Below are 22,721 nucleotides of genomic sequence, written 5' to 3' on the forward strand. Positions count from 1 at the left end.
GGTTCTTCTGGACCAAAACCCCGGTCGTTCACGGCCGGGGTTTTTTGCTTTCGCCCGTAGTAGAACAGCCGGCATGCTATCCCTGTTCGAACGGACCTGCCCATGACCCTGATCCAGAACCTGCGCCCCGAGGCCCTGGCTGCGCCTGAAAGCGGTATCGTCGCCGTCGTCAACTATGGCAGGCTGCGCGACGGCTTGATCCCGCTCTGGGCCGGCGAGGGCGATCTGCCGACGCCGTCCTTCATCACCGATGCCGCGTCGAAGGCGCTGGCCGGCGGCGAGACGTTCTACACCTGGCAGAGGGGCATCCCCGATCTCAGGCAGGCGCTTGCCCGCTATTACCAGAGGCATTTCGGCAAACACTTCGCCGAGGACGAATTCATCGTCACCGGCTCGGGCATGCATGCGATCCAGCTTGCGCTCGACGCGCTCGCCGGTGCCGGCGACGAGGTGATCTATCTGTCGCCCGCCTGGCCGAATTTCGACGCCGCCGCCGCCATCGCCGGTGCCGTGCCGGTGCCGGTCACGCTCGACCAATCCGGCAATGGCTGGTCGTGCGATGTCGAGAAGATCGCGGCCGCCATCACGCCCCGGACCAGGGCGCTGTTCATCAACACGCCGTCCAATCCGACCGGCTGGACCGCCGACCACGAGACTTTGCGCGCCATTCTCGATCTCGCCCGGGCAAATGGCCTTTGGATCATCGCCGACGAGATCTATTCGCTGTTCCACTATGGCCAAGGCCGCGCGCCGTCCTTCCTCGACATCGCGACCGCAGAGGACCGCATCCTGTTCGTGAACAGCTTCTCCAAGAACTGGGCGATGACCGGCTGGCGCGTCGGCTGGATCAAGACCCATCCGAGCTTGCAGCAGGTGTTCGAGAACCTGATCCAGTATTCGAATTCAGGTGTCGCCCAGTTCATGCAGCGCGGCGCGGTCGCGGCGCTCGATGAAGGCGATGTCTTCGTCGCCGGACAGGTGGAGAGGGCAAGAAAGGCGCGCGATCTGGTCTGCGGCATTCTCGGCGCCACCGACCGCGCCCGGTTCACTGTGCCGCAAGGTGCTTTCTATCTGTTCTTCAGGGTGGACGGCATCACCGATTCGCGCAGCGCCGCCTTCGAGATCGTCGACAAGGCCAATGTCGGCCTGGCGCCGGGCACGGCCTTCGGCCCGGGCGGCGAAGCCTTCCTCAGGCTGTGCTTCCACCGCCGCCTCGACCAGCTCGAGGAGGCGGCGCACCGGCTGGCGAAGTGGATGACGGCTGTTTGAGAGGTTGACGAAGCCCGAATTGAAAGTCGCTCCGGCGCGCCAGACGGCCGCCGGAGTGGAGTTTCAAACGGCTTCAGCCGCCTGACTTGGGCACCAGCAGGGGAATGATCCGGTCGGTCTTGGCCACGGAAGGTCGTCCTGCTGAACCATAGGAAATGCCGAGCGCGTCCCAGGTCTCGACCAGGGCGTCCTGCAGCTCGGCGATCAGCGCATCCGAATGGAACGGCGTCGGCGTGATGCGCAGCCGCTCCGTGCCGCGCGGCACGGTCGGATAGTTGATCGGCTGGATGTAGATGCCGTGCACGCCGAGCAGCCGGTCGCTTGCCATCTTGCAAAGCTCGGGGTCGCCAACCAGCACTGGCACGATGTGGGTCGCCGATTCCATCACCGGGAGGCCGGCGGCGGAGAGGATCTGCTTGGTCCGCGTCGCCTGCTGCTGCTGGGCGTCGCGCTCGGCCTGCGAGCGCTTGAGATGACGGATCGAGGTAGTGGCAGCGGCGGCGATGGCCGGCGGCAGCGCGGTGGTGAAGATGAAGCCCGGCGCATAGGAGCGCACGGCGTCGATGACAGCGCTCGTGCCGGTGATGTAGCCGCCCAGCGTGCCGAAAGCCTTGGCGAGCGTGCCCTCGATGATGTCGATGCGGTCGGCGAGGCCTTCCCGCTCGGTGATGCCGCCGCCGCGCGGACCATACATGCCCACGGCGTGGACCTCGTCGATATAGGTCATGGCGTTATAGCGCTCGGCGAGGTCGACGATCTCTCTGATCGGCGCGATATCGCCATCCATCGAATAGACGCTCTCGAACACGATCAGCTTGGCGCGTTCGCGGCCCGCCGCCTGCAGCAGGCTTTCCAGGTGCGCGACATCGTTGTGGCGAAAAATCTTCTTTTCCGCGCCCGAGCGCCGCACGCCTTCGATCATCGAGGCATGGTTCAACTCGTCCGAGATGATCAGGCAGTTGGGCAAAAGCCGCGCGATGGTCGAGATCGAGGCCTCGTTGGAGACAAAACCGGAGGTGAAGACCAGCGCGGCTTCCTTGTCGTGCAGGTCGGCGAGCTCATGCTCGAGTTCGACCAGCGGATTGCTGGTGCCGGAGATGTTGCGGGTGCCGCCGGCGCCCGAACCCATCCGGCCCGCCGCGTTCTGAAACGCTGCGATGACATCCGGGTGCTGGCCCATGCCGAGATAGTCGTTGGAGCACCAGACGGTGATTTCCTCTGCGCGGCCGTTGGCGCGCCAGATGGCACGCGGAAATTTGCCCGCTATGCGCTCGAGGTCGGCAAAGACGCGGTAGCGTCGTTCCGCATGGAGCTGGTCGATCGCGTCCTCGAAGAACCGCTGATAATTCATGTCGGCTTCCCAGTTTTGCGCTGGATCATAATCATTGCCCGATTGGCCGTCCACCGGCCCGTTTTGGTCAAAATGCCACGCCCCGCACCTGTTCCTAACGAGGGGCGGATCATGGCCTATTTCCTGGCGATAACGGCCTGTAGGGCGCTTTTGTTTCGACATGATGCCATATGCCGGCCAAGTCGGTTACGCAGGGTTTTATTGGTCATGGGGCGGGCTTTCCAGTAGAGCGGGTGTTGAGACAGTTTCCGATAGATCTTGAATGCGAGGACGCGGAATGACGGTTTTGGTGACAGGCGGCGCCGGCTATATCGGCAGCCATATGGTCTGGGAATTGCTGGATGCGGGCGAAAGCGTGGTCGTTCTCGACCGGCTTTCGACCGGTTTCGAATGGGCGGTGGCACCGGAGGCAAAGCTGGTCGTCGGCGACGTCGCCGACAAGGAATTGGTCGGCTCCATCATCCGCGACAACAATGTCGACGCGATCATCCATTTCGCGGGCTCGATCGTCGTTCCCGAATCCGTCGCCGATCCGCTCGGCTACTACGAGAACAACACCTGCAAGACGCGCACGCTGATCGAAACGGCGGTGCGCGAGTGCGTACCGAACTTCATCTTCTCCTCGACCGCCGCCGTCTATGGCGGCGCTGGGCTGGAACCGGTGCGCGAGGATGCCCGCCTGGCGCCGGAATCACCCTACGGCCTCTCCAAGCTGATGAGCGAATGGATGCTGCGCGATGCGGCGATCGCGCATGGCCTGCGCTATACGGCGCTGCGCTATTTCAACGTCGCGGGCGCCGATCCCAGGGGGCGCACCGGCCAGTCGACGCCGGGCGCCACGCATCTGATCAAGGTCGCTTGCGAGACGGCGCTCGGCAAGCGGCCGTTCATGCAGGTGTACGGCACCGATTATCCGACGCCCGACGGCACCTGCATGCGCGATTATATCCATGTCAGCGACCTGGCCGCGGCGCATCGCCTGGCCCTTGAGCGGCTGCGCGCCGGGGGCGCGAGCCTCGTCGCCAATTGCGGCTACAGCCACGGCTACTCGGTGCTGGAGGTGATCGAGAGCGTGCGCCGCGCCTTCGGCCATGATTTCGAGGTCAGGACGGGCGAGCGCCGCCCCGGTGACGCCGCCGCGGTGGTTGCCAATTCCGATCTCGCCCGGACGGAACTCGGCTGGACGCCGCAACGCGACGATCTCGACCAGATCGTTGCAGATGCGCTCGCCTGGGAGCGTATCCTGACGGGGAAGAATTCCGCACGCGGTTGAGCGGGTTTTCCCAAGGGCTCGCAAGCCGCTCCGCGAAGCGCTATGGAAGCGTTCGCGGAGGGTGCGGAAGCGCGCTGCCCGGTTCGACCTTTTTTGGGGGGACGACATGAAGATAACGGTGCTCGGGGCCGGCGTCGTCGGCACGGCGGCCGCCTACTATCTGGCGAGCGACGGCCATGAGGTCACCGTCATCGAGCGTCATCCGGCGCCGGCGCGGGGCACCAGCCAGTCGAATGCCGGGCTGGTGTCGCCGGGCGATGCCACCGCCTGGGCTTCCCCGGCGGCGCTGAAGACCTTCCTGCGCGGGCTCTACAACCACGATCTCGGCATCAAGGTGCGACTGCGCTTCGATCCCTATTTTCTCGCCTGGAGCCTGCGCTTCCTGCGCCAGTGCACGGTGGCGCGCCTGCGCGCCAACACCGACATCAAGCTGCGGCTCGCGCTCTATTCGCGCGACTGCATCAATGCGCTGTCGGAGGCGACCGGCATCCACTATGACGAGCGCAAGAAGGGCATCCTCTACTTCTTCCGCTCGCAGAAGAGTCTCGACACCGGGACCGACAATTATCGCTATCTTGCCGAGCATGGCTTGCCGATCGAGATCGTCGGGCGCGACCGGCTGGTCGAACTGGAGCCGGGGCTTGCCGGGGTGAAGGACAAGATAGCCGGCGGGGTTTATTCGCCCACTGACCAGACTGGCGATTCCAAACTGTTTGTCGACAGGCTCGCCGCCTATGCGACCGAGAGGCTTGGCGCCGAGTTCCGGTTCGGCACCACGGTCGAAGGTTTCGATATCGAAGGCGACAGGGTGCGGGCCGTCATCACCTCGTCAGGCCCGGTGGCCGGCGATGCGGTTGTCATCGCAATGGGCCCGGAAAGCGGCCTACTCGGCCGCCGCTACGGCATCGACCTGCCGGTTTATCCGGTGAAAGGCTATACCGCGACGATCCCCCTGGAGGACGAAAGCAAGGGGCCGACTATGGGTGGCGCCGACGAGGACCGGCTGATCGGCTATTCCAGGCTGGGCAACCGCTTGCGGATGTCCTCGACGGCCGAGTTCACCGGCTTTGACCGAAGCTTCAAGCCCGCTGACTTCAACACCATCATCAGCACCGGCAAGGATCTTTTCCCTGGCGCCTTCGACGAGAAGAAGGCCATGTTCTGGGCGGGCCTGCGGCCGATGATGCCCAATTCCGTGCCGGTCATCGGCCGGGCCCGCTACAAAAATCTCTATCTCGACACCGGCCACGGCCATGTCGGATGGACCATGGCCTGCGGCTCGGGCAAATTCCTCGCCGACCTCGTCGCCGGCCGAAAGCCCGAAATCGATCCACAGGGGCTGGTCTATGAAGATTAGGCAAGCGGATCCGTAGTTAGCCCCGCCCTTCGACCGCCGCACGCCAGGTGCTTGCATAATCCGTCAAGGCGGGGTCGACCGGCGGTTCTTGTCTCAAGCCCTTGCCATGCGCCTCAGCCTTGTCCGATGCCAGCAACGCGGCGCCGATGCTGGTGCCGGTCGCGGCTTCGGAGGCGACGACGCTTCTGGCGGTCGCCGCCGCCAGCATGCCGACAAAGAGCCGGTTGCGGGCGAAAGGGCCTTCGACAATGGTCGGGCCGTCGGCGCCGATCAGATCGAGGCAGGTCGCCGACATCAGCGCCAGATAGAAAGAGATGGCGGCAAAGCGCTGGCCGCTATTCATGCCGTCAGCGTTGAGCCACGCCGCCGCATGATGCGGGAACGGTCCCGACCCCTGTTGTGTCGATGGCAGCAGCAGCGTCCTTTTTGCCAGCACGGCCCCGACATCGTCTTCGGTCCAGTTCTCCGGCTGATCATCCGTCAGCACGGAAAATTCGCGGCCGCCCATGAAGCGCGCCGATGGCACGGGATCGCCCAGCGCGTTGACGTTGACCAGCGTATCACGCGCCGGATCGAGCGCCACCGATCTGCCGCTGACCGACATCGACACCACCCAGGTGCCGGTCGAGACGACGCTGAAAGGCGGCGCGTCGGCGAGAAGATGCGGCAACAGCGAGGCGTTGGAATCGTGCAGGCCGCAGAACACAGGCGTCCGCGGATCGAGCCCCGTTCGCTCGGCAAGCGCCGGCAGGAGCGGGCCGAGCCGGTCCCTTGCCGGCCGCACCGGCGCCATCAACGCGCGCCAACCGAGGCGGTCGATCATTGCCGAAAAATCCGCTTTCCACGGGTTCCACAGATCGGTGTGGCAGCCGAGCGAGGTCACCTCGTTGGCGGCGATGCCGGTCAGCCGCAGCGCCCAATATTGGGGATACATCAACATCGCCGTTGCCCTGGCGAATTCCGTCGGAAAGCGCTTCTGCTGCCAGAAGAATTGCGCGCCGAGATTGAGGCCGAGCGGCAGCCGCGGCGTGCCGGTTTCAGCGAAGGGCGGACGGATCGCGTCATACTCGGCCGCGAGTTCCTCGGGGCCGTCGAATTCGTAGTCGAGCACGGGCAACACCAGTTCGCCGGAGGCCTCAACCAGAGCGCCCGTCGCGCCATGGGTAGTGATCGAAACGGCGTCGATGGTCTGTTCGCGGTTGAGATCGGCAAGACTGTCGAGGATGAAGGCCCACAGCGCCTCGACGTCGTGATGCGGGTAGCGGGCTTGCCGCACCGGCGCGTTCGCCACTCGGCGCAGCGAGACCTCGCGCAGCGTGGCGAGGTCGACCAGCGCCACCTTGGCGTTGGTCTTGCCGATGTCGATGACGGCGATGTGGCGCGGGGCACTCATGCCATGTGGAACATGGTTTCCAGGGGCACGGCCACCGGCTCATTGTCAGGCCTGGTCTCCATGAGGTCGGCCATGTCTGCCCACCAGCGCTGCATCACCGGATGCTTCGGCAGGTCGGCCATGCCATGGTCGTCCCGCCGCCACAGCACGCCGAACAGGATGTTGGTCTCCTCGTCGAGATGGATGGAATAGTCGGAAACCCCGGCCTGCTTCAACAGCGCGACCAGCGATGGCCATATCTCGTCGTGACGCTTCTTGTATTCCGCCTTCATGCCGGGCTTGAGCATCATCTTGAACGCGTATTTTTCGGCCATCAGTGTCCCCCGCGCAGCCGCCGCCAGACGATCGGCAGCGCGATGACGATGATCAGGAGCAGGCCGATGAAGATCGACATGACGATGCCGGGCACGTTGAGCAGGCCGAGCCCGAAGGTCACCAGCCCCATGATGAAGGCGGCGAGCACGACGCCGACAATGCTGCCTGCGCCGCCAAGGATGCTGACGCCGCCAAGCACCACCATGGTGATGACTTCCAGCTCATAGCCCTGCGCGATCGAGGGACGGGTCGAACCGAGCCGGGAGGTGATCAGCACAGAGGCGATGCCGGACATCAGCCCGGTCAGGCAGAACAGGATGAACTTGATGCGGCCGACACGCACGCCGGAAAACTGTGCCGCGACCGGATTGTTGCCGATGGCGAAGACGCGGCGGCCGAAACTCGTGCGGTGCAGCACGAACCAGTAGACGACGGCGGCGATGAGAAAGAGCACCAATTCGAACGACACCACCCACCGGACGTAACCCTGGCCGAAGAAGGCGAAGCTCTCGGGATAACCCTTGTAGGCCTGGTCGCCGAGGATGATGAAGGCGATGCCTCGAAACAGGCTCATCGTGCCGATGGTGACGACGATCGAGGGCAGGCCAAGCCTCGTGACCAGCAGGCCGTTGAAGGCGCCGCAGCCGAGCCCGACGACGATGCCGATCGCCACCAGCACCGGCGTTCCGGCGCCGGCCTGCACCGCCATGCCCATCATGGTCGAGGCCAGCGCGATGATGGCGGCGACCGACAGGTCGATCTCGCCCGAAATGATCAGCAGCGCCATGGCGAAGGCGATCAGGCCCTTCTCGGTGAAGTTGAAGGTCAGGTCCGACAGCGAATAGGGGTCGAGGAAATAGGGCGAGGCGAAGCTGTTGATGGCGAAGATGGCGAGGGCCACCACGACCAGCAGCGCTTCCCAGGAAAAGATCGCCGAACGAAACGGCTTGTCGAGCCGGTCCGGAATGTGGCGCGGGGCAGGGACGTCGCTCATGCCGCCTCCATTTTTCTCAGGATGATGCGGCCCTGCTGGCGTTCGCCGCGCGCGTTGAGCACGACGGCGAGGATGATGGCGCTGCCCGAAATCGCCATCTGCCAGAAGGGCGAGATGTTGATGACCGGCAGCGCGTTGGAGATGATGCCCAGGAACAGCGCCCCCAACACCGCGCCCCCGACCGAACCGATGCCGCCGGCAATCGAGATGCCGCCGATGACGCAAGCGGCGATGATGTTGAGCTCGTAGCCATTGGCGACCTCGACCGAGGCGATCACGTAGCGTGAGATCCAGAGATAGCCGGCGAGCCCGCCGATCATGCCGGAGATGCAGAAGACGATGAATTTCGTCCGCCCGACATCGATGCCGGCATAAACCGACGCCGTAGGATTGACGCCGATGGCATAGATCGAGCGGCCGAGCGCGGTGCGCGTCATCAGGATGAAGAACAGCGCGATGACCAGAATGGCGATCCAGGACAGCACCGGAATGCCGAGTAAGGCCGCGCGTTGGAAGCCGATGAACTCGGGGCTCATCTTGTCGGCATTGACCCAGGCGCCGCCGGAGATGACGAAGGTGGCGCCGCGATAGATGGTCAGCGTGCCCAATGTCACCACGATCGAGGGGATGTTCAGCCGCCACACCAGAAGGCCGTTGATGGCGCCGAGCACCAGGCCGACGACCAGCGCGATGACGATCAGCAGCGGGATCGGGATCGCCGGGTGGGCGGCGTTCAGCATCGCCACCACCATGCCGGTGAAACAGAGGTTCGACGCCATCGACAGATCGATCGAACGGGTCAGGATGACCACCATCTGCCCGAGCGCCAGGATCATCAGGATCGAGGTGTCGTTGAACACCTGGCGCAAATTGCCGGGGTCGGCGAAGGCGGGAAAACGCGTCGAGATCAGCCCGATCAGCACGAGAATGGCCGCCAGCAACCAGATTTCGCGATATTTCAGCAAAGCCTTCATGCCGCAATCCCCGCCGCCGTCCGGACCAGCGTCTCGGCGTCCAGTCCGTTGTTGTCGTAGACGGCCGCGACAAGGCCCTCGCGCATGACGACGACGCGGTCGGACATGCCGAGGATTTCGGGCAGCTCCGACGACACCATGATAACCGACAGGCCTTGCGCCACCAGCTCGGCCATGAAGCCGTGCACGGCGGCCTTGGAGCCGATGTCGATGCCCTTGGTCGGCTCGTCCAGGATGATGACCTTGGGCGTGGTCGCCAGCCATTTGGCAATGACGATCTTCTGCTGGTTGCCGCCCGACAGCGTGCCGACATCCTGGCTGAGCGAGGAGGCCCTGAGGTCGAGCCGCTCGGTGTAGGAGCGGGCGAGCGAAAATTCCTCCGCCAGCCGCAGCACGCCGGATTTGGAGGTGCGTGCCAGCGACGGGAGAGAAACATTCTGGAAGATGGGCAGGCCGATCACCACGCCTTGCTTGCCGCGTTCCTCCGGCACGTAGACGATGCCGGCCTCGATCGAATCCGCCGCCGATTTCGGCACGATCGACTTGCCGTCCAGCGTGATCGTGCCGCCGGAGGTGCGAGTGATCCCTGAAATCGCCTGCATCACCTCGCTGCGGCCGGCGCCGACAAGGCCGTAGAAGCCGAGAATCTCGCCTTTGCGCAGCTCGAAACCGATGTCGTTGAATTCGGTGGGGTGCGACAGGCCGGAGACCGACAGCACCGGCGCGCCGATCTCGGCCTTGCGCTGTGGAAAGATGTGGTCGACCGCACGTCCCACCATCATGCGCACGATCTGGTTCTGGGCGGCATCCTTGATCAGCCCTTCGCCGACCATCTCGCCGTCGCGGAACACGGTGTAGCGGTCGGCGATGCGGTAGATCTCGTCGAACTTGTGGCTGATGAACAGGATCGCCTTGCCTTCGCTCTTGAGGAACTCGATTAGCAAAAAGAGCTCTTCGATCTCCTTCATCGAAAGGGCGGCCGTCGGTTCGTCCATGATGACGATCTGCGCGTCGATCGACATGGCCCGCGCCACGGCAACGAGATGCTTGTTGGCGATGCCGAGGTCCTTCAGCCTTGCATCGGCGTCGATATGGCGGGCATGCATGGTGTCGAGCACTTCGCGCGCATTTCTGCGCATGGTGCGCCAGTCGATGGTGCCAAAGCGGGTGCGCGGCGCATGGCCGAGAAAGATGTTTTCGGCGACCGTCAGATCGTCGAACAGCACGGTTTCCTGATGGATGGCGGTAACGCCATGGCCGAAGGCGGCGTGCGCGCTGGGCAGGGTGACGTCCTGCCCGTCTATGCTGATCGTGCCCGCATCGGGCTGGTAGATGCCGGTCATGATCTTGACCAGCGTCGACTTGCCGGCGCCGTTCTCGCCGATCAGCGCCGTCACCTGGCCCGGATAGAGCGAGAGGCTGACATTGTGCAGCGCGCGCACGCCGGGAAAGCTCTTCGAGATGCCGGACAGCGTCAGGCGCGGCGTGGAGGCCAGGGGCCCGTCCTTCACCGTGCCGTGTTGGGCTGTCGTGTCCATGGTCGTATCAAGCCCTGAAACAAGGTGCGTTTGAAGTTGCGGCGGGGCGTGAACCCCGCCGCGTCAGCTTGAAGCTCCGGATCAGTAGATCTTGGAGAACTTCTCGATGTTGGTCTTGTCAAACTGGAAGGGCGGAGCCATCGCAGCCGAATTGGTGTCGTCGAGCGTGACCTTGCCGACGCGGCCGATCGACAGCGTCGCGCCGGGCTTGGCCTCTTCCTTCTTCACCGCCAGATCGTGGGCGAGGTAGACGGCGGAGTAACCGAGGTCGATCGGGTTCCAAAGAGCCACGGCCTGTGAAGCGCCGTTGTCGATGAACTTCTTGAACTCCGACGGCAGCGCGAGGCCAGTGACGTTGACCTTGCCGATCAGCTTCTCATCGGTGACGACCTGGGCAGCGGCGACGACGCCGACGGTGGTCGGCGCGATGATCGCCTTCAGGTTCGGATAGGACTTCAAGAGGCCCTTGGCTTCGTCGGTGCTCTTGGCCGAGTCGTCATCGCCATAGACGGTAGCGACGAGCTTGATCTTCGGAAATTTCTCCGGCAGCACCTTCTTGGCCGCGTCGATCCAGGCGTTCTGGTTGGTCGCGGTCGAGGAGGCCGACAGGATGGCGACGTCGCCGCCCTCAGGCAAATAGTCGGCGGCGAGCTTGATGATGGTCTCGCCGATCAGGCCGGTATCGGACGGGTTGAGGTGAAGCTGGCGGCCTTCCTTGGCGACGCCCGAATCCCAGGAGATGACGGTGATGCCGCGCTCCATGGCCTTCTTCAGCACCGGCACCAGCGCGTCGGCGTCATTGGCCGAGATGGCGATGGCGTTGACCTTTTGCGCGATCAGTGAATTGACCACCTCGATTTGCGCTTCGGCGGTCGCCTTGGTCGGGCCGGTGTAGATGATGTCGATATCGCCCAGTTCCTTGGCCGCCTCTTCGGCGCCCTTGTTGGCGGCGTCGAAGAAGCCGTTGCCGAGCGACTTCACCACCAGCGCGATCTTGACGTTCTCGGCATAGGCGGCATTCACGACCATGGCGGCGGAAAAGGCCGCCGTAACCATCAGTTTCTTCAGAAAGCTCATCGAATACTCCTCCCTTGAGCGTTGCATTCCATCGCCGCTGCGGGCGTGAGGGTGTCTCAGGCTTGCAGCGAAGATTCTTCCTTTGCCGACTTGCGGGCGACGATCAGCGTTACCCCCGCTGTTTCGAGCATCTTTGCCTCGCGGTCCTCGATGCCGTCGTCGGTGATGACGGTGGCGATGCGCGACAGCCCGCACAGGATCAGGCTGGAGCGTTTGCGGAATTTCGAGGAATCGACCAGCACCACCAACTCGTCGGCCTGATCGATCAGCTTCTGTTCCGCCTGGATCAAGAGCGGATCGCCTTCCATCAGGCCGAGCGGCCCGAGCCCCTGGGCGCCCATGAACATGCGGCGCGCGTAGAAATTGCGCGTCACGTCATTGTCGAAGGGCGACAGGATGATGTTCTGCTCGCGGTAGATGGTGCCGCCGGACAGCATCACCGTGTTCTTGGAGTGCTTGAGCAGGCTTTCGGCGATCGGGAAGGAATTGGTGAAGATCGGCATGCGGCGGCCGGTCAGGAAATGCACCATCTGGAAGGTGGTGGTGCCGCCGTTGATGATGATCGGCTCGCCGTCCTTGCAGAGTTCCACCGCTTCCCGCGCTATCGCCCGCTTCTGCGCGGCATTGAGCGTCTCGTTGACGGAAAAAGGCCTGCCGGCAAGGCCGATGAACTGTGGCGGCGTGATCGCCTCGGCGCCGCCGCGCACCCGGCGCAGTCGCTTTTGCACGTGCAGGGCCGCGATATCGCGCCGGATCGTCGCCTCGGAAGACTCCGTCAGGTCGACCATTTCCTGCACCGTCACCACAGGCTTTTCCTGGACGGCGGACAGAATGATCCTGTGGCGCTCTTTTTCGTGCATGGTTCCTCCCTGCATGGCCATCTGGCATTAGAAATCGCGCAGTGTCAATCATTTCCGATCATATAATTTCATTGTGCAGTGCAATATGATTGATGTTGATCGTTTGTGATTGACAAAGCCACGCCTTGCGTAGACATTCCCGACGAAAAGAGGAGCGCACCGTCCGCGCTTCAAGGGAGGATTACCCATGCTCGACAAGCGCTCCGGCTCGCGCCTCGCCAATCTTTGGGATGATGCGAAGGTAAGGGGGATGAGCGATCCCGAGCTTCTGGTCTATCGTTCGAACACGCTCGGCTCCGACAAGCGTGTCACCAATTACGGCGGCGGCAACACATCGTCGAAAATCCGGCAACAGGATCCGCTCACCGGACAGGACGTGGAAGTGCTGTGGGTGAAGGGCTCCGGCGGCGACAGCGCTTCGATCAAGCTTGATGGTTTTGCCACGCTCTACATGGACAAATTGCGAGCCCTCAAAGGCCTTTATCGCGGCGTCGAGCATGAAGACGAGATGGTGGGTTATCTACCCCATTGCACCTTCAATCTCAATCCGCGCGCGGCCTCGATCGACACGCCGCTGCATGCCTACGTGCCGAAGCCCTATGTCGATCACATGCATCCCGACGCCATCATCGCCATCGCTGCCGCCAAAGATTCCAAGGCCCTGACGAAGGAAATCTTCGGCGACGCCATAGGCTGGCTGCCGTGGAAGCGGCCGGGCTTCGAACTTGGCCTGTGGCTGGAGAAATTCTGCCTCGACCATCCAGCCGCCAAGGGCGTGATCCTGGAAAGCCACGGCCTGTTCACCTGGGGCGACAGCCCGAAGGAATGCTACGAAACGACGATCTCGGTGATCAACCAGGCGATCGAGTGGTTCGAGCGCCGTTCCGAGGGCGTCGCCATTTTCGGTGGCGAAGCGGTCAAGTCGCTCGACGCCGCCGAACGCCGCGCCATCGCCGCGAAGCTGATGCCGAGGATCCGCGGCCTCATCTCGGAAAAGAGCCATAAGCTCGGCCATTTCGACGATTCCGCCGCCGTGCTCGAATTCGTCAATTCCAGGGATCTGCGCCCGCTGGCGGCACTCGGCACCTCATGCCCGGACCATTTCCTGCGCACCAAGATCCGGCCGCTGGTCATCGAGTTCGATCCGTCCAAGCCCGATGTCGATGCCGTCATCGCGCGGCTGGCCGACGACATTGCCGAATACCGCGTCGGCTACCAGGCCTATTATGACAGCTGCAAGCATGCGGACTCGCCCGCCATCCGCGATCCCAACGCCGTCGTCTATCTGATGCCCGGCGTCGGCATGTTCACCTTCGCCGGCGACAAGGCCACGGCGCGCATTTCGGGGGAGTTCTACGTCAACGCCATCAACGTCATGCGCGGCGCCTCGACCGTCTCCTCCTATGTCGGCCTGCCTGCGCAGGAAGCCTTCGACATCGAATACTGGCTGCTCGAGGATCTGAAGCTGCAGCGCATGCCGAAGCCCAAGGCTCTTGCCGGCAAGATCGCGCTCGTCACTGGCGGCGCGGGCGGCATCGGCCGCGCGACGGCGAGCCGGCTGCTGCGAGAAGGCGCCTGCGTGGTGCTCGCCGACATTGACGAGACAGCACTTGCCAGCGCCAACGACGAACTGGCCAAGGCCTATGGCAAGGATTTTGTCCGCCCCGTGGTCATCAACGTCACGTCGGAGGATCAGGTCGTCGCCGGCTTTGCCGAAACGGCGGTCGAGTTCGGCGGCATCGATATTCTGGTCTCCAACGCCGGCCTCGCCTCCTCGGCGCCGATCGAGGACACGACGCTGGCGCTGTGGAACAAGAACATGGACATCCTGTCGACGGGATATTTCCTGGTCTCGCGGGAAGCGTTCCGGCTGTTCAGGGTGCAGAAGATCGGCGGCAACGTCGTTTTCGTCGCCTCCAAGAACGGCCTTGCCGCCTCGCCGAACGCTGCCGCCTATTGCACCGCCAAGGCCGCCGAGATTCATCTCGCCCGCTGCTTGGCGCTTGAGGGCGCGGAGGCGCAGATTAGGGTCAACGTCGTCAATCCGGACGCCGTACTGCGCGGCTCCAAGATCTGGTCCGGCGAGTGGAAGGAACAGCGCGCCGCCGCCTACAAGATGTCGACCGACGACCTTGAGGAACATTACCGCTCGCGCTCGATGCTGAAGCGCTCGGTGTTTCCCGAGGACATAGCCGAAGCGATCTATTTCTTCGCCTCCGACATGTCGGCCAAGTCGACCGGCAACATCGTCAATGTCGACGCCGGCAACGCGCAAAGCTTTACGCGCTAGGCCCTCCTTCTCCCCGTTCACGGGGAGAAGGTGCCGGCAGGCGGATGAGGGGCAGCGCCAGCTGAACGAAATTTGGGAGGAGCAGCAGTGTCCGAAACCATCATCTCGGCCGACGTCGTCGAAAAAAACAACGCGGCGCGCAAGGCCGACCTCGAGCGTGACTACGCCTCGCTCGGCGAACGGCTCGACCGTCGCGGCATCGCCATCGACGCGATCCGAGACAAGGTCGAGAAATTCGCGGTGGCGATCCCCTCCTGGGGTGTCGGTACCGGCGGCACGCGCTTTGCCCGTTTCCCCGGCGCCGGCGAACCGCGCGACATCTTCGACAAGATCGAGGATTGCGCCGTCATCAAGCAATTGACGCAGGCGACACCGACGGTGTCGCTGCACATTCCCTGGGACAAGGCCGACCCGAACCGGCTGAAGCAGGCGGCCTCGCGTTTCGGCCTCGGCTTCGACGCCATGAACTCCAATACGTTCTCCGACGCCAGGGACCAAAAGCTGTCCTACAAATTCGGCTCGCTCTCGCATGCCGATGCCGGAACGCGCCGGCAAGCGGTCGAGCACAATCTTGAATGCATCGAGATCGGCAAGACGCTTGGGTCGAAGGCGCTGACGGTGTGGATCGGCGACGGCTCGAACTTCCCCGGCCAGGTCAACTTCGCCAAGGCGTTCGAGCGCTATCTCGATGCCATGAAAGAGGTCTATGTCGGGCTGCCCGCTGACTGGAAGCTGTTTACCGAACACAAGATATACGAGCCTGCCTTCTATTCCACCGTCGTGCAGGATTGGGGCACCAATTACATTATTGCCAAGGAACTCGGCGACAAGGCGTTCTGCCTGGTCGACCTCGGCCACCACGCGCCCAACGTCAACATCGAGATGATCGTGTCGCGGCTGATCCAGTTCAGGAAACTCGGCGGCTTCCACTTCAACGATTCGAAATATGGCGACGACGACCTCGATGCCGGTTCGATCGACCCCTACCGGCTGTTCCTGGTCTTCAACGAACTGGTCGACGCCGAACTGTCCGGCGCCGACGGCTTCGATCCGGCGCATATGCTCGACCAGAGCCACAACGTCACCGATCCGATCGAGAGCCTGATGCTGTCCGCGGTCGAGGTGCAGCGCGCCTACGCGCAGGCGCTGCTGGTCGACCGCAAGGCGCTTGAAGGTTTTCAGGACGGCAACGATGCGCTGATGGCAACGCAGACGCTAAAATCAGCCTACCGCACCGATGTCGAGCCGATCTTGGCCATGGCGCGGCTGAACACCGGCGGCGCCATCGACCCGGTCGCCGCCTACCGGGCGGCAGGCTACCGCGCCAAGGTCGCGGCGGAACGCCCGGCCGTTGCCGGCGGCAGCGGGGGCATTGTCTGAGGCCGAGCCCGCCCCCTCATCCGGCGGCTTCGCGGCCACCTTCTCTCCGCTGGGGAGAAGAGACTGGCACCAGCGCTGACGGCCTCCTTCCACCAGGATAGGTCGGATTGCCCCGAATTGCCCTTCGCAATTCGCATGGCAAGCGGGTGAGGGGGCTCTTTCTCGTGCTCCCTCAATTGTTAGTGGACTCGATCACCCCAACACGGTTTCCTAGGCGTCCCCCGCCAGGAGCCTCGCCATGCATATCACTCGCCGCACGCTGATCGCCGTCAGCCTCTCATTCACAATCGCTTTCGCGCCATGGGCGGCCGCCATCGCCGCCTCGCCAGCGCCTGCCAAGGGCGAGAACGGCATGGTTGTCACCGCGCAGCATCTGGCGTCGGAGGTGGGCGTCGAAGTCCTGAAGAAGGGCGGCAACGCCGTCGATGCGGCGGTCGCTGTTGGTTATGCGCTCGCCGTCGTCTATCCCAATGCCGGCAATATCGGCGGCGGCGGCTTCATGACTGTCCGCTTCAAGGACGGCAAGTCGACCTTCCTCGATTTCCGCGAACGTGCGCCGCTGGCCGCGACCAAGACCATGTATCTCGACAAGGACGGCAAACCGGTGAAAGGCGCCAGCCTCGACGGCTACCTCGCCGTCGGCGTGCCGGGCTCCGTCGCCGGTTTCGAGATGGCGCGCGAAAAATACGGCACCTTGTCCCGGCAGGACCTCATGGCGCCGGCCATTCGCTATGCCAAGGACGGGTTCATCCTCAATCAGGGTGACGCCGCCTCGTTTGCCGGAGGTGCCGACAGGCTGGCGAAGGATCCCGCTGCGGCGGCCATATTCCTGAAGCCGGATGGCAAGCCCTATGGCATCGGCGAGCGGCTGGTCCAACCCGACCTAGCCGCGTCGCTCTCGGCGATTTCCGAAAAAGGCCCCGACGCCTTCTACAAGGGCGCCATCGCCGATGCCATCGTCAAGGCAAGCGGCGCCAAGGGCGGTATCCTGGCCAAGGGCGATTTCGAACAATATGCGGTGCGCGAGCTCAAGCCGGTGACCTGTTCCTATCGCGGCTACGAGATCATTTCCTCGCCGCCGCCAAGCTCCGGCGGCGTCATCATCTGCGAAATCCTCAACGTGCTGGAAGGCTATCCGCTGTCCTATCTTGGCGCCGGTTCGGCCGAGACCGTGCATGTCATGGTCGAAGCCATGCGCCACGCCTATGTCGACCGCAATTCGGCGCTCGGAGATCCCGATTTCGTCGACAATCCGGTCTCGAAGCTGCTGGACAAGGCCTACGCCAAGGATATCCGCGACAAGATCGATCCGTTCCGGGCCGGCGTCTCTCAGGACCTGATGCCGAAGGGGTTCGGCGAGAGCAAGGAGACGACGCATTATTCGATCATCGACAAGGACGGCAACGCGGTCGCGGTCACCTACACACTGAACGGCTCGTTTGGCGCCGGCGTTGTCGCCGACGGCACCGGTATCCTGCTCAACAACGAGATGGACGATTTCACCCAGAAGCCCGGCGTGCCCAACCTCTACGGCCTGGTCCAGGGCGAGGCCAACGCCATCCAGCCGAAGAAGACGCCGCTGTCGTCGATGAGCCCGACCGTGGTGGCCAAGGACGGCAAGCCGTTCATGGTCATCGGCAGCCCCGGCGGTTCGCGCATCATCACCATTACACTGGAAACCATCGTCAACGTCATCGACCACGGCATGAACATCCAGGAGGCGATCGACGCGCCGCGCATCCATCATCAATGGCTGCCCGACACGGTCTATATCGAGCCGTTCGGACTGTCGCCGGACACCGAAAGGTTGCTGGCCGGCATGGGTTATCATCTCGATCTCAGCGACAAGACCTGGGGTCAGGCAGCGGGCATACTGGTCGGCGGCAAGAGCCTGGCGGAAATTGGGAAGGGTGGCGGCGCCCGCTACAATGGCGCCATCGACAGCCGCGCCGCTTCCGGCGAGGCGCTCGGCTATTGATGGGACTGGCGCACTCCGCAAGCGCGTGAACCCGCGTCCGCAATCGCATCGAAAACGAAAAAACAGGGCGGTCTGGGTTTCCGTGAAACGACCGCTTTAATTGACGATCAAGCCGTCACGAAATCAGCGTGACGGTGGATGCGATCAGCATCAGGGCCGCGATGCCGACGAACAGTGCGTAGATGCGCGGCCGGTCGAGCAGAAGCGCGTTTCCCGATATCCAGGCCGATGTGGCGCCGCCGAGCGCGAACAGGAAACCGTTGCGGTGGCCGAAGGTCATCGACGCGGCCATCAGCCCGCCTATGATCAGGGCGCCGAACACGATTATGACGGCGACCGCGTATCTCTCGAAGTCATTGCCGCTGCCCATCGCCGGACCGATCGCATTCAAATTCGGCAGGTCATCCGGATCGAAGGGGCTGGTCGACCCGTATTCGTCTTGACCGATGGATTCTCGCATCACTCGTTCTCCGCTGACCGGCAACAAACCATCAACACATGCCGAGCGCAACCCGATCGCGTGTTTCTCCCTACGTGTTGACCGCGATATCAAACCGTCCGGCAGGGCGCGCCATCCGTTTTGGCGGGTTCGGATCACCGCCGCAACGCCAGCGGTGTCTGCCCGAATGGCAACGGCCCGCCAACCTGCTTTTATATGGGCGTTTCTTCTGGAGAAAACATGATGGCGGAGTTGATTCGAGCTTCGACAGAAGCATTTTTACGCGACCGGAGCCGCGGCGCCAGGCGCGGCCGCGTAAAATTTTCAGCTCCGGGCGTCCGCTTGATGTTGAGCCAGGTGCGTTCCGCACTTGGGGCGAGCGTCATGCTGGCGCTCGCGGGCTCATGATGAACCAGCTCGACCAAAGCGGCCGGGCTGATCGCATGGACAAAGCTCGGCCGGGGATCGATTTTCGGCGACGGCCTGCGATATCCTAAGCTGGTATCAGGGCGGCGATACGATGGATGCTGATCTCCTTGCGTGCCTTGGACGCCTCGTTGGTCAGCCTCATGTAGAACCTCTGTACTGGACAGCCTCAATCCATAGTGCGAGCGCGGTGGCAGGCGACCGTCCCTTTACTTTCAAATCGCGGCCTCGATAGCCGCCGGCCGCGATCCATACCGTTTTTGAACGCTGATAGATTGTTACGCCTCGTGCATTCGCCCAAGCGCATGATTCCGCGAACTTTGGAGCCATTGCCGAGCCCGCTCCCGAGAATGCTGTCTCTATGTGACAAAGCTGCGTGGCCATATCAGGTCCCCTAATCTTGACGGTCCCGGCCGACGATCCCGGCCCCCGCCCAAAATCACCGAATGAATGATAGGACCGCTTCCGTTACGGTAATGTGTCGCCACCAGCGCGGTCAGGTATCTCCCGATGCAAAAGCCGCCAGCTTTCGGCAGGGACAGGTCTGGAGTGGCCAGGGATTAAACCCAGCTTAGGTCAACGAGCGGGCGGAGAGCCGGGATCGGCCGCCATTCAAACCTGATCAGGAGATCGGGCTGGAGACGATGGTGCGCAAGGCGCACCTGTTCGACGCACAGCGCGGCGCCAGGATAAATTAGGGGGAATGGCTGACGCGCGCTGGCGACTGTCAGTTCATCCTGTCTATCAAGGTTTGGCGTTGGCTTTCCGCCAAGCCTCGTACTCGTCGTTCGCGCTTGGGTGCAGTGGATAGTAGCGTTGCAACGGCGCGCCCCCCATGAGTTTCATTCGTGAGAATTCCTCCCAATCGTGATGCTTCTGGGATTCTTCGATGACCTTCGGGGCCATTGCGACGGGAAGCACCACCACCCCGTCGTCATCGGCGACGATGATGTCGCCGGGGATCACCGTGACACCGCCGCAGGCAATCGGAACGTTGACCGCATTGGGATAGATGCTGGTCTGCACATGATAATTTGGCGTCCAGCCGCGCAGCCAAAGAGGCAGGTCGAGCTTTTCGACATTGGGCCGGTCGCGCATGCACCCATCGATGACAATGCCCGCACCGCCTCTGCCCTTGAAATAGGTCGACATCATATCGCCGAAGACACCGGAGCTCATGTCGCCGCGCGCGTCGACGACGACCACGTCGCCCTCCTGCGCATGGTAGAGCACATGTCTGTGAAGTTGCGTCTCCGGATCGGCATATTCTCCCTCGGTGAAGAGGTCCGGTCTCTGCGGCATGAACTGCAATGTCAGTGCCGGCCCGACGATCGACTTCCCATGGTTCTGCGGCACCGGGCCGACCATGTGCGGATTGCGAAAGCCCATATGGCCAAGTGTGCCCGCGACCGTGGCGGCGCCGATCTCCCTTAGCGCGTCGATCAGGTCCTTGGGCGGCCGCGTGATATCGGGAGTATGCGTCATTTTCGGACTCCGGTTGAAATTGAATTACCAGTTGGTGACAGAGCCGTCGCGGCGCTTGAGATGTGGCGCTTCCCAGAAACGGAAACTCTGCGCCTGGACCGCCGCTTCATTGACCTCGACGCCGAGCCCCGGCAGGTCGCTGACCGGATAATCGGGCCCGTCGAGCCTTGGCTGTACGGGGAAAAAGTCGGAATTGTCGAAACCCAGCTTCCTTTCGGGGATCCTGGTTTCTAGCCACGCAAAGTTGGGCACCGCGGCGGCGAGATGCACGGTTGCGGCCGTGCACACCGGGCCAAGGGGATTGTGTGGCATCAGGTCCACATAGTGCGCCTCGCTCCAGCCAGCGACTTTCATCGCCTCGGTGAGCCCGCCGACATTGCAGACATCGAGCCGGTTGAACTGGTGGATGCCGCGCTCGATGTAAGGCAGGAACTGCCACTTGCTGGCAAATTCCTCGCCGATGGCAAAGGGGATGTCGGTCATCGTACGAAGGGACTCGTACGCCTCCGGTGTCTCAGCCCGTATCGGCTCCTCGAGGAAATCAAGCACGCCGCGGCCGAGCTTGCTGCAGAAGCTCGCCGCCTCGGCCACCGACAGCCGATGATGATAATCGACGCCGAGCACCACCTCATCGCCCAGCGCCTCGCGCGCTTTGTTCAGCATGCTCGCGGTAGGGCCGATCGATTCACGCGGCTCGAAGACGTCCTTGCTGCTTTGTCCGATGGGGAAGAAGCGGATCGCCTGCCAGCCCTGCGCGCGCAGTTCGCGGGCGCGTTCGATCGCAACATCGCCCTCGGCCTCGTCTCCGGTCGAGGCGAAGGTGGGCACGCGGTCGCGCTGCTTGCCGCCAAGCAACTCGTAGACCGGCACCCCCAGCGCCTTGCCTTTGATGTCATGAAGGGCGATGTCGATGGCGGAAATCGCCGCCTGCAGGACCCGACCCCCCTCGAAGTACTGGCTGCGATAAACCTCCTGCCAGATACGCCCGATCTGCATCGGGTCGCGGCCGATGAGAAACTCGCGATAGTGCTCGACCGCGCCCGCCACGGCTTTCTCGCGACCGCTCAAGCCGCTTTCGCCCCAGCCGAAGATACCCTGATCGGTCTCGACCTTGACGAGCATCTGGTTGCGCGTTCCCACCCACACCGGGTAGGGCTTGATCGCGGTGATCTTCAGGTTCTTAGTCATCCACGCCCGCGTTCCACGCGCATCCCCTGTCTCAGTCGGCCTTGAGGGCCATTTCAGTTTCGCCATCGAACAGATGCATCCGCTCCTGGTCGAACTCGAGCCAGATACGCTCATCAGCTTTGACGGCGACGTTGGGCGACACGCTGATGTTGACGATGGCGCCCGACAGGAATGCTTGCACGAAGGTGACGTCTCCGGTCGGCTCCACCGTATAGGCCTTGGCCGGAATGGCGCCCGGGACCGCGCTTTTGTGCAGCTTGATCGTCGAGTGCCGCGCGCCGAGCACGACCTTCTTGGTGGTCGCTCCCTGGACCTTGCGCGCGTTGAGTTGCGACAGCTCAAGCGTCCAGCCTTCCGCGCTGGTCAGCGCGGTGCTGCCGTTGGCCGTCGAAGCCTCCAGCGGAATGAGACTCATCGCCGGGCTGCCGATAAAGCTGGCGACGAACATGTTGACCGGATGGGCAAAGACCTGCGCCGGTGAATCGTATTGCTGCAGATAGCCGCCATTCATCACCGCCATCTTGTCGGCCATGGTCACGGCTTCGAGCTGGTCGTGCGTCACGTAGATAATCGTTGCCTTGAGGTCCTGGTGGAAGCGCTTGATCTCGGATCGCATCTGCACGCGCAGTTTGGCGTCGAGGTTGGAGAGCGGCTCGTCCATGAGGAACACAGCGGGGTCGCGGACGAGGGCACGGCCAAGGGCGACGCGCTGCTGCTGCCCGCCCGAAAGTTCCCGCGGTTTGCGCTCGAGCAGGTGCGTCATGTCGAGAACGCGCGCCGCTTCCCTGACCTTCTTGTCGATCTCGTCCCTGGAGAGTTTCCGCATCTGCAGCGGGAACGCCAGGTTCTTGTAGACCGATTTCTGCGGGTACAGCGCGTAGTTCTGGAACACCATTGCGATGTCCCGGTCCTTGGGGTCGAGATCATTGACCACCCGGTCTCCGATGACGATGTCGCCCGATGTGATCGAGGTCAGCCCCGCGACGAGATTGAGCGTGGTTGTCTTGCCGCAGCCTGACGGGCCGACCAGCGCAACGAACTCGCCGTCATTGACCGTCAGCGAAACATCGTTGACAGCTTTGAAGCCGCCATAGGTCTTGACGAGATCTTTGAGGACCACGTGGGCCATTGGCA

At 63.2% G+C, this 22,721-nt stretch carries 18 protein-coding genes; 6 read left to right on the forward strand and 12 right to left on the reverse strand.

Annotated features, from left to right (window positions below; all coding sequences use genetic code 11):
- The first annotated feature begins 102 nt into the window (after nucleotides 1-102).
- Nucleotides 103-1,269, forward strand: a complete 1,167-nt coding sequence (locus FJ973_RS21865; RefSeq protein WP_140523994.1) for a pyridoxal phosphate-dependent aminotransferase — start codon at nucleotides 103-105, stop codon at nucleotides 1,267-1,269.
- Between the two features lie 73 nt (nucleotides 1,270-1,342).
- Here FJ973_RS21865 and hemA read toward each other — a convergent pair whose 3' ends face one another.
- Entirely contained in the window at nucleotides 1,343-2,620 is a 1,278-nt protein-coding gene (hemA, locus tag FJ973_RS21870) for a 5-aminolevulinate synthase (RefSeq protein ID WP_140513285.1), read from the reverse strand.
- 277 nt (nucleotides 2,621-2,897) lie between these two features.
- Between hemA and galE the strand changes: the two genes are divergently transcribed.
- Complete coding sequence (gene galE, locus FJ973_RS21875; RefSeq protein ID WP_140557651.1) at nucleotides 2,898-3,893, forward strand: UDP-glucose 4-epimerase GalE; 996 nt, start codon at nucleotides 2,898-2,900, stop codon at nucleotides 3,891-3,893.
- A gap of 106 nt (nucleotides 3,894-3,999) precedes the next feature.
- Nucleotides 4,000-5,250, forward strand: a complete 1,251-nt coding sequence (locus FJ973_RS21880) for a D-amino acid dehydrogenase (RefSeq protein WP_140496573.1) — start codon at nucleotides 4,000-4,002, stop codon at nucleotides 5,248-5,250.
- A 16-nt stretch (nucleotides 5,251-5,266) separates the two neighbouring features.
- Here FJ973_RS21880 and FJ973_RS21885 read toward each other — a convergent pair whose 3' ends face one another.
- From FJ973_RS21885 to FJ973_RS21915, 7 genes are all read right to left on the reverse strand, one after another.
- Nucleotides 5,267-6,643: an FGGY-family carbohydrate kinase gene (locus tag FJ973_RS21885; RefSeq protein WP_140557652.1), complete on the reverse strand. Its 1,377-nt coding sequence runs from the start codon at nucleotides 6,641-6,643 to the stop codon at nucleotides 5,267-5,269.
- Nucleotides 6,640-6,957, reverse strand: coding sequence for an L-rhamnose mutarotase (gene rhaM / locus FJ973_RS21890; protein ID WP_140496569.1), 318 nt, complete (start codon nucleotides 6,955-6,957; stop codon nucleotides 6,640-6,642). Before rhaM ends, FJ973_RS21885 begins: the two co-directional genes overlap by 4 nt.
- Nucleotides 6,957-7,952: an ABC transporter permease gene (locus FJ973_RS21895; RefSeq protein WP_140557654.1), complete on the reverse strand. Its 996-nt coding sequence runs from the start codon at nucleotides 7,950-7,952 to the stop codon at nucleotides 6,957-6,959. The genes rhaM and FJ973_RS21895 overlap by 1 nt, the downstream gene beginning before the upstream one ends.
- Nucleotides 7,949-8,926: an ABC transporter permease gene (locus FJ973_RS21900; RefSeq protein WP_140496565.1), complete on the reverse strand. Its 978-nt coding sequence runs from the start codon at nucleotides 8,924-8,926 to the stop codon at nucleotides 7,949-7,951. The genes FJ973_RS21895 and FJ973_RS21900 overlap by 4 nt, the downstream gene beginning before the upstream one ends.
- The gene (locus FJ973_RS21905; RefSeq protein ID WP_140557656.1) at nucleotides 8,923-10,464 is read right to left on the reverse strand and encodes a sugar ABC transporter ATP-binding protein; all 1,542 of its coding nucleotides are present in this window, start codon (nucleotides 10,462-10,464) and stop codon (nucleotides 8,923-8,925) included. The genes FJ973_RS21900 and FJ973_RS21905 overlap by 4 nt, the downstream gene beginning before the upstream one ends.
- 81 nt (nucleotides 10,465-10,545) lie before the next feature.
- Nucleotides 10,546-11,541: a rhamnose ABC transporter substrate-binding protein gene (rhaS, locus tag FJ973_RS21910; RefSeq protein WP_140557657.1), complete on the reverse strand. Its 996-nt coding sequence runs from the start codon at nucleotides 11,539-11,541 to the stop codon at nucleotides 10,546-10,548.
- Between the two features lie 56 nt (nucleotides 11,542-11,597).
- Nucleotides 11,598-12,401, reverse strand: a complete 804-nt coding sequence (locus FJ973_RS21915; RefSeq protein ID WP_140496559.1) for a DeoR/GlpR family DNA-binding transcription regulator — start codon at nucleotides 12,399-12,401, stop codon at nucleotides 11,598-11,600.
- Between the two features lie 187 nt (nucleotides 12,402-12,588).
- Here FJ973_RS21915 and FJ973_RS21920 point away from each other — a divergent pair, with 187 nt between their 5' ends.
- The 3 genes from FJ973_RS21920 (at nucleotide 12,589) to ggt (ending at nucleotide 18,049) form a co-directional block, all read left to right on the forward strand.
- Nucleotides 12,589-14,691, forward strand: a complete 2,103-nt coding sequence (locus tag FJ973_RS21920) for a bifunctional rhamnulose-1-phosphate aldolase/short-chain dehydrogenase (protein WP_140557659.1) — start codon at nucleotides 12,589-12,591, stop codon at nucleotides 14,689-14,691.
- A gap of 87 nt (nucleotides 14,692-14,778) precedes the next feature.
- On the forward strand, nucleotides 14,779-16,071 hold the full coding sequence (gene rhaI / locus FJ973_RS21925; RefSeq protein WP_140557661.1) for an L-rhamnose catabolism isomerase: 1,293 nt from the start codon (nucleotides 14,779-14,781) through the stop codon (nucleotides 16,069-16,071).
- A gap of 238 nt (nucleotides 16,072-16,309) precedes the next feature.
- On the forward strand, nucleotides 16,310-18,049 hold the full coding sequence (gene ggt / locus FJ973_RS21930) for a gamma-glutamyltransferase (protein WP_140513303.1): 1,740 nt from the start codon (nucleotides 16,310-16,312) through the stop codon (nucleotides 18,047-18,049).
- 115 nt (nucleotides 18,050-18,164) lie between these two features.
- Here the strand turns inward: ggt and FJ973_RS21935 are convergent, their stop codons facing one another.
- The 4 genes from FJ973_RS21935 to FJ973_RS21950 form a co-directional block, all read right to left on the reverse strand.
- Nucleotides 18,165-18,509 carry a hypothetical protein gene (locus tag FJ973_RS21935; protein WP_140496551.1) on the reverse strand — a complete coding sequence of 115 codons (345 nt, stop codon included), beginning with the start codon at nucleotides 18,507-18,509 and terminating at the stop codon, nucleotides 18,165-18,167.
- Nucleotides 18,510-19,658: 1,149 nt separating this feature from the next.
- A complete protein-coding gene (locus FJ973_RS21940; protein WP_140496549.1) occupies nucleotides 19,659-20,399 on the reverse strand; it encodes a ribonuclease activity regulator RraA in 741 nt (246 codons plus the stop codon).
- A gap of 24 nt (nucleotides 20,400-20,423) precedes the next feature.
- On the reverse strand, nucleotides 20,424-21,587 hold the full coding sequence (locus FJ973_RS21945; RefSeq protein WP_140557663.1) for a mandelate racemase/muconate lactonizing enzyme family protein: 1,164 nt from the start codon (nucleotides 21,585-21,587) through the stop codon (nucleotides 20,424-20,426).
- 31 nt (nucleotides 21,588-21,618) lie between these two features.
- Nucleotides 21,619-22,716 (reverse strand): ABC transporter ATP-binding protein, encoded by a 1,098-nt coding sequence (locus tag FJ973_RS21950; protein ID WP_140557664.1) that lies wholly within the window; start codon nucleotides 22,714-22,716, stop codon nucleotides 21,619-21,621.
- Nucleotides 22,717-22,721: the final 5 nt, after the last annotated feature.

This window comes from Mesorhizobium sp. B2-1-3, assembly GCF_006442495.1.
Lineage (GTDB): Bacteria > Pseudomonadota > Alphaproteobacteria > Rhizobiales > Rhizobiaceae > Mesorhizobium.

Coding starts and splice junctions, on each gene's coding strand:
- FJ973_RS21880 (WP_140496573.1), top strand. CDS start 4,000: ATGAAGATAACGGTGCTCGGGGCCGGCGTCGTCGGCACGGCGGCCGCC.
- FJ973_RS21920 (WP_140557659.1), top strand. CDS start 12,589: ATGCTCGACAAGCGCTCCGGCTCGCGCCTCGCCAATCTTTGGGATGAT.
- hemA (WP_140513285.1), bottom strand. CDS start 2,620: ATGAATTATCAGCGGTTCTTCGAGGACGCGATCGACCAGCTCCATGCG.
- FJ973_RS21885 (WP_140557652.1), bottom strand. CDS start 6,643: ATGAGTGCCCCGCGCCACATCGCCGTCATCGACATCGGCAAGACCAAC.
- rhaM (WP_140496569.1), bottom strand. CDS start 6,957: ATGGCCGAAAAATACGCGTTCAAGATGATGCTCAAGCCCGGCATGAAG.
- FJ973_RS21945 (WP_140557663.1), bottom strand. CDS start 21,587: ATGACTAAGAACCTGAAGATCACCGCGATCAAGCCCTACCCGGTGTGG.
- FJ973_RS21950 (WP_140557664.1), bottom strand. CDS start 22,716: ATGGCCCACGTGGTCCTCAAAGATCTCGTCAAGACCTATGGCGGCTTC.
- rhaS (WP_140557657.1), bottom strand. CDS start 11,541: ATGAGCTTTCTGAAGAAACTGATGGTTACGGCGGCCTTTTCCGCCGCC.
- FJ973_RS21935 (WP_140496551.1), bottom strand. CDS start 18,509: ATGCGAGAATCCATCGGTCAAGACGAATACGGGTCGACCAGCCCCTTC.
- FJ973_RS21900 (WP_140496565.1), bottom strand. CDS start 8,926: ATGAAGGCTTTGCTGAAATATCGCGAAATCTGGTTGCTGGCGGCCATT.
- ggt (WP_140513303.1), top strand. CDS start 16,310: ATGCATATCACTCGCCGCACGCTGATCGCCGTCAGCCTCTCATTCACA.
- FJ973_RS21940 (WP_140496549.1), bottom strand. CDS start 20,399: ATGACGCATACTCCCGATATCACGCGGCCGCCCAAGGACCTGATCGAC.
- galE (WP_140557651.1), top strand. CDS start 2,898: ATGACGGTTTTGGTGACAGGCGGCGCCGGCTATATCGGCAGCCATATG.
- FJ973_RS21905 (WP_140557656.1), bottom strand. CDS start 10,464: ATGGACACGACAGCCCAACACGGCACGGTGAAGGACGGGCCCCTGGCC.
- FJ973_RS21865 (WP_140523994.1), top strand. CDS start 103: ATGACCCTGATCCAGAACCTGCGCCCCGAGGCCCTGGCTGCGCCTGAA.
- FJ973_RS21895 (WP_140557654.1), bottom strand. CDS start 7,952: ATGAGCGACGTCCCTGCCCCGCGCCACATTCCGGACCGGCTCGACAAG.
- FJ973_RS21915 (WP_140496559.1), bottom strand. CDS start 12,401: ATGCACGAAAAAGAGCGCCACAGGATCATTCTGTCCGCCGTCCAGGAA.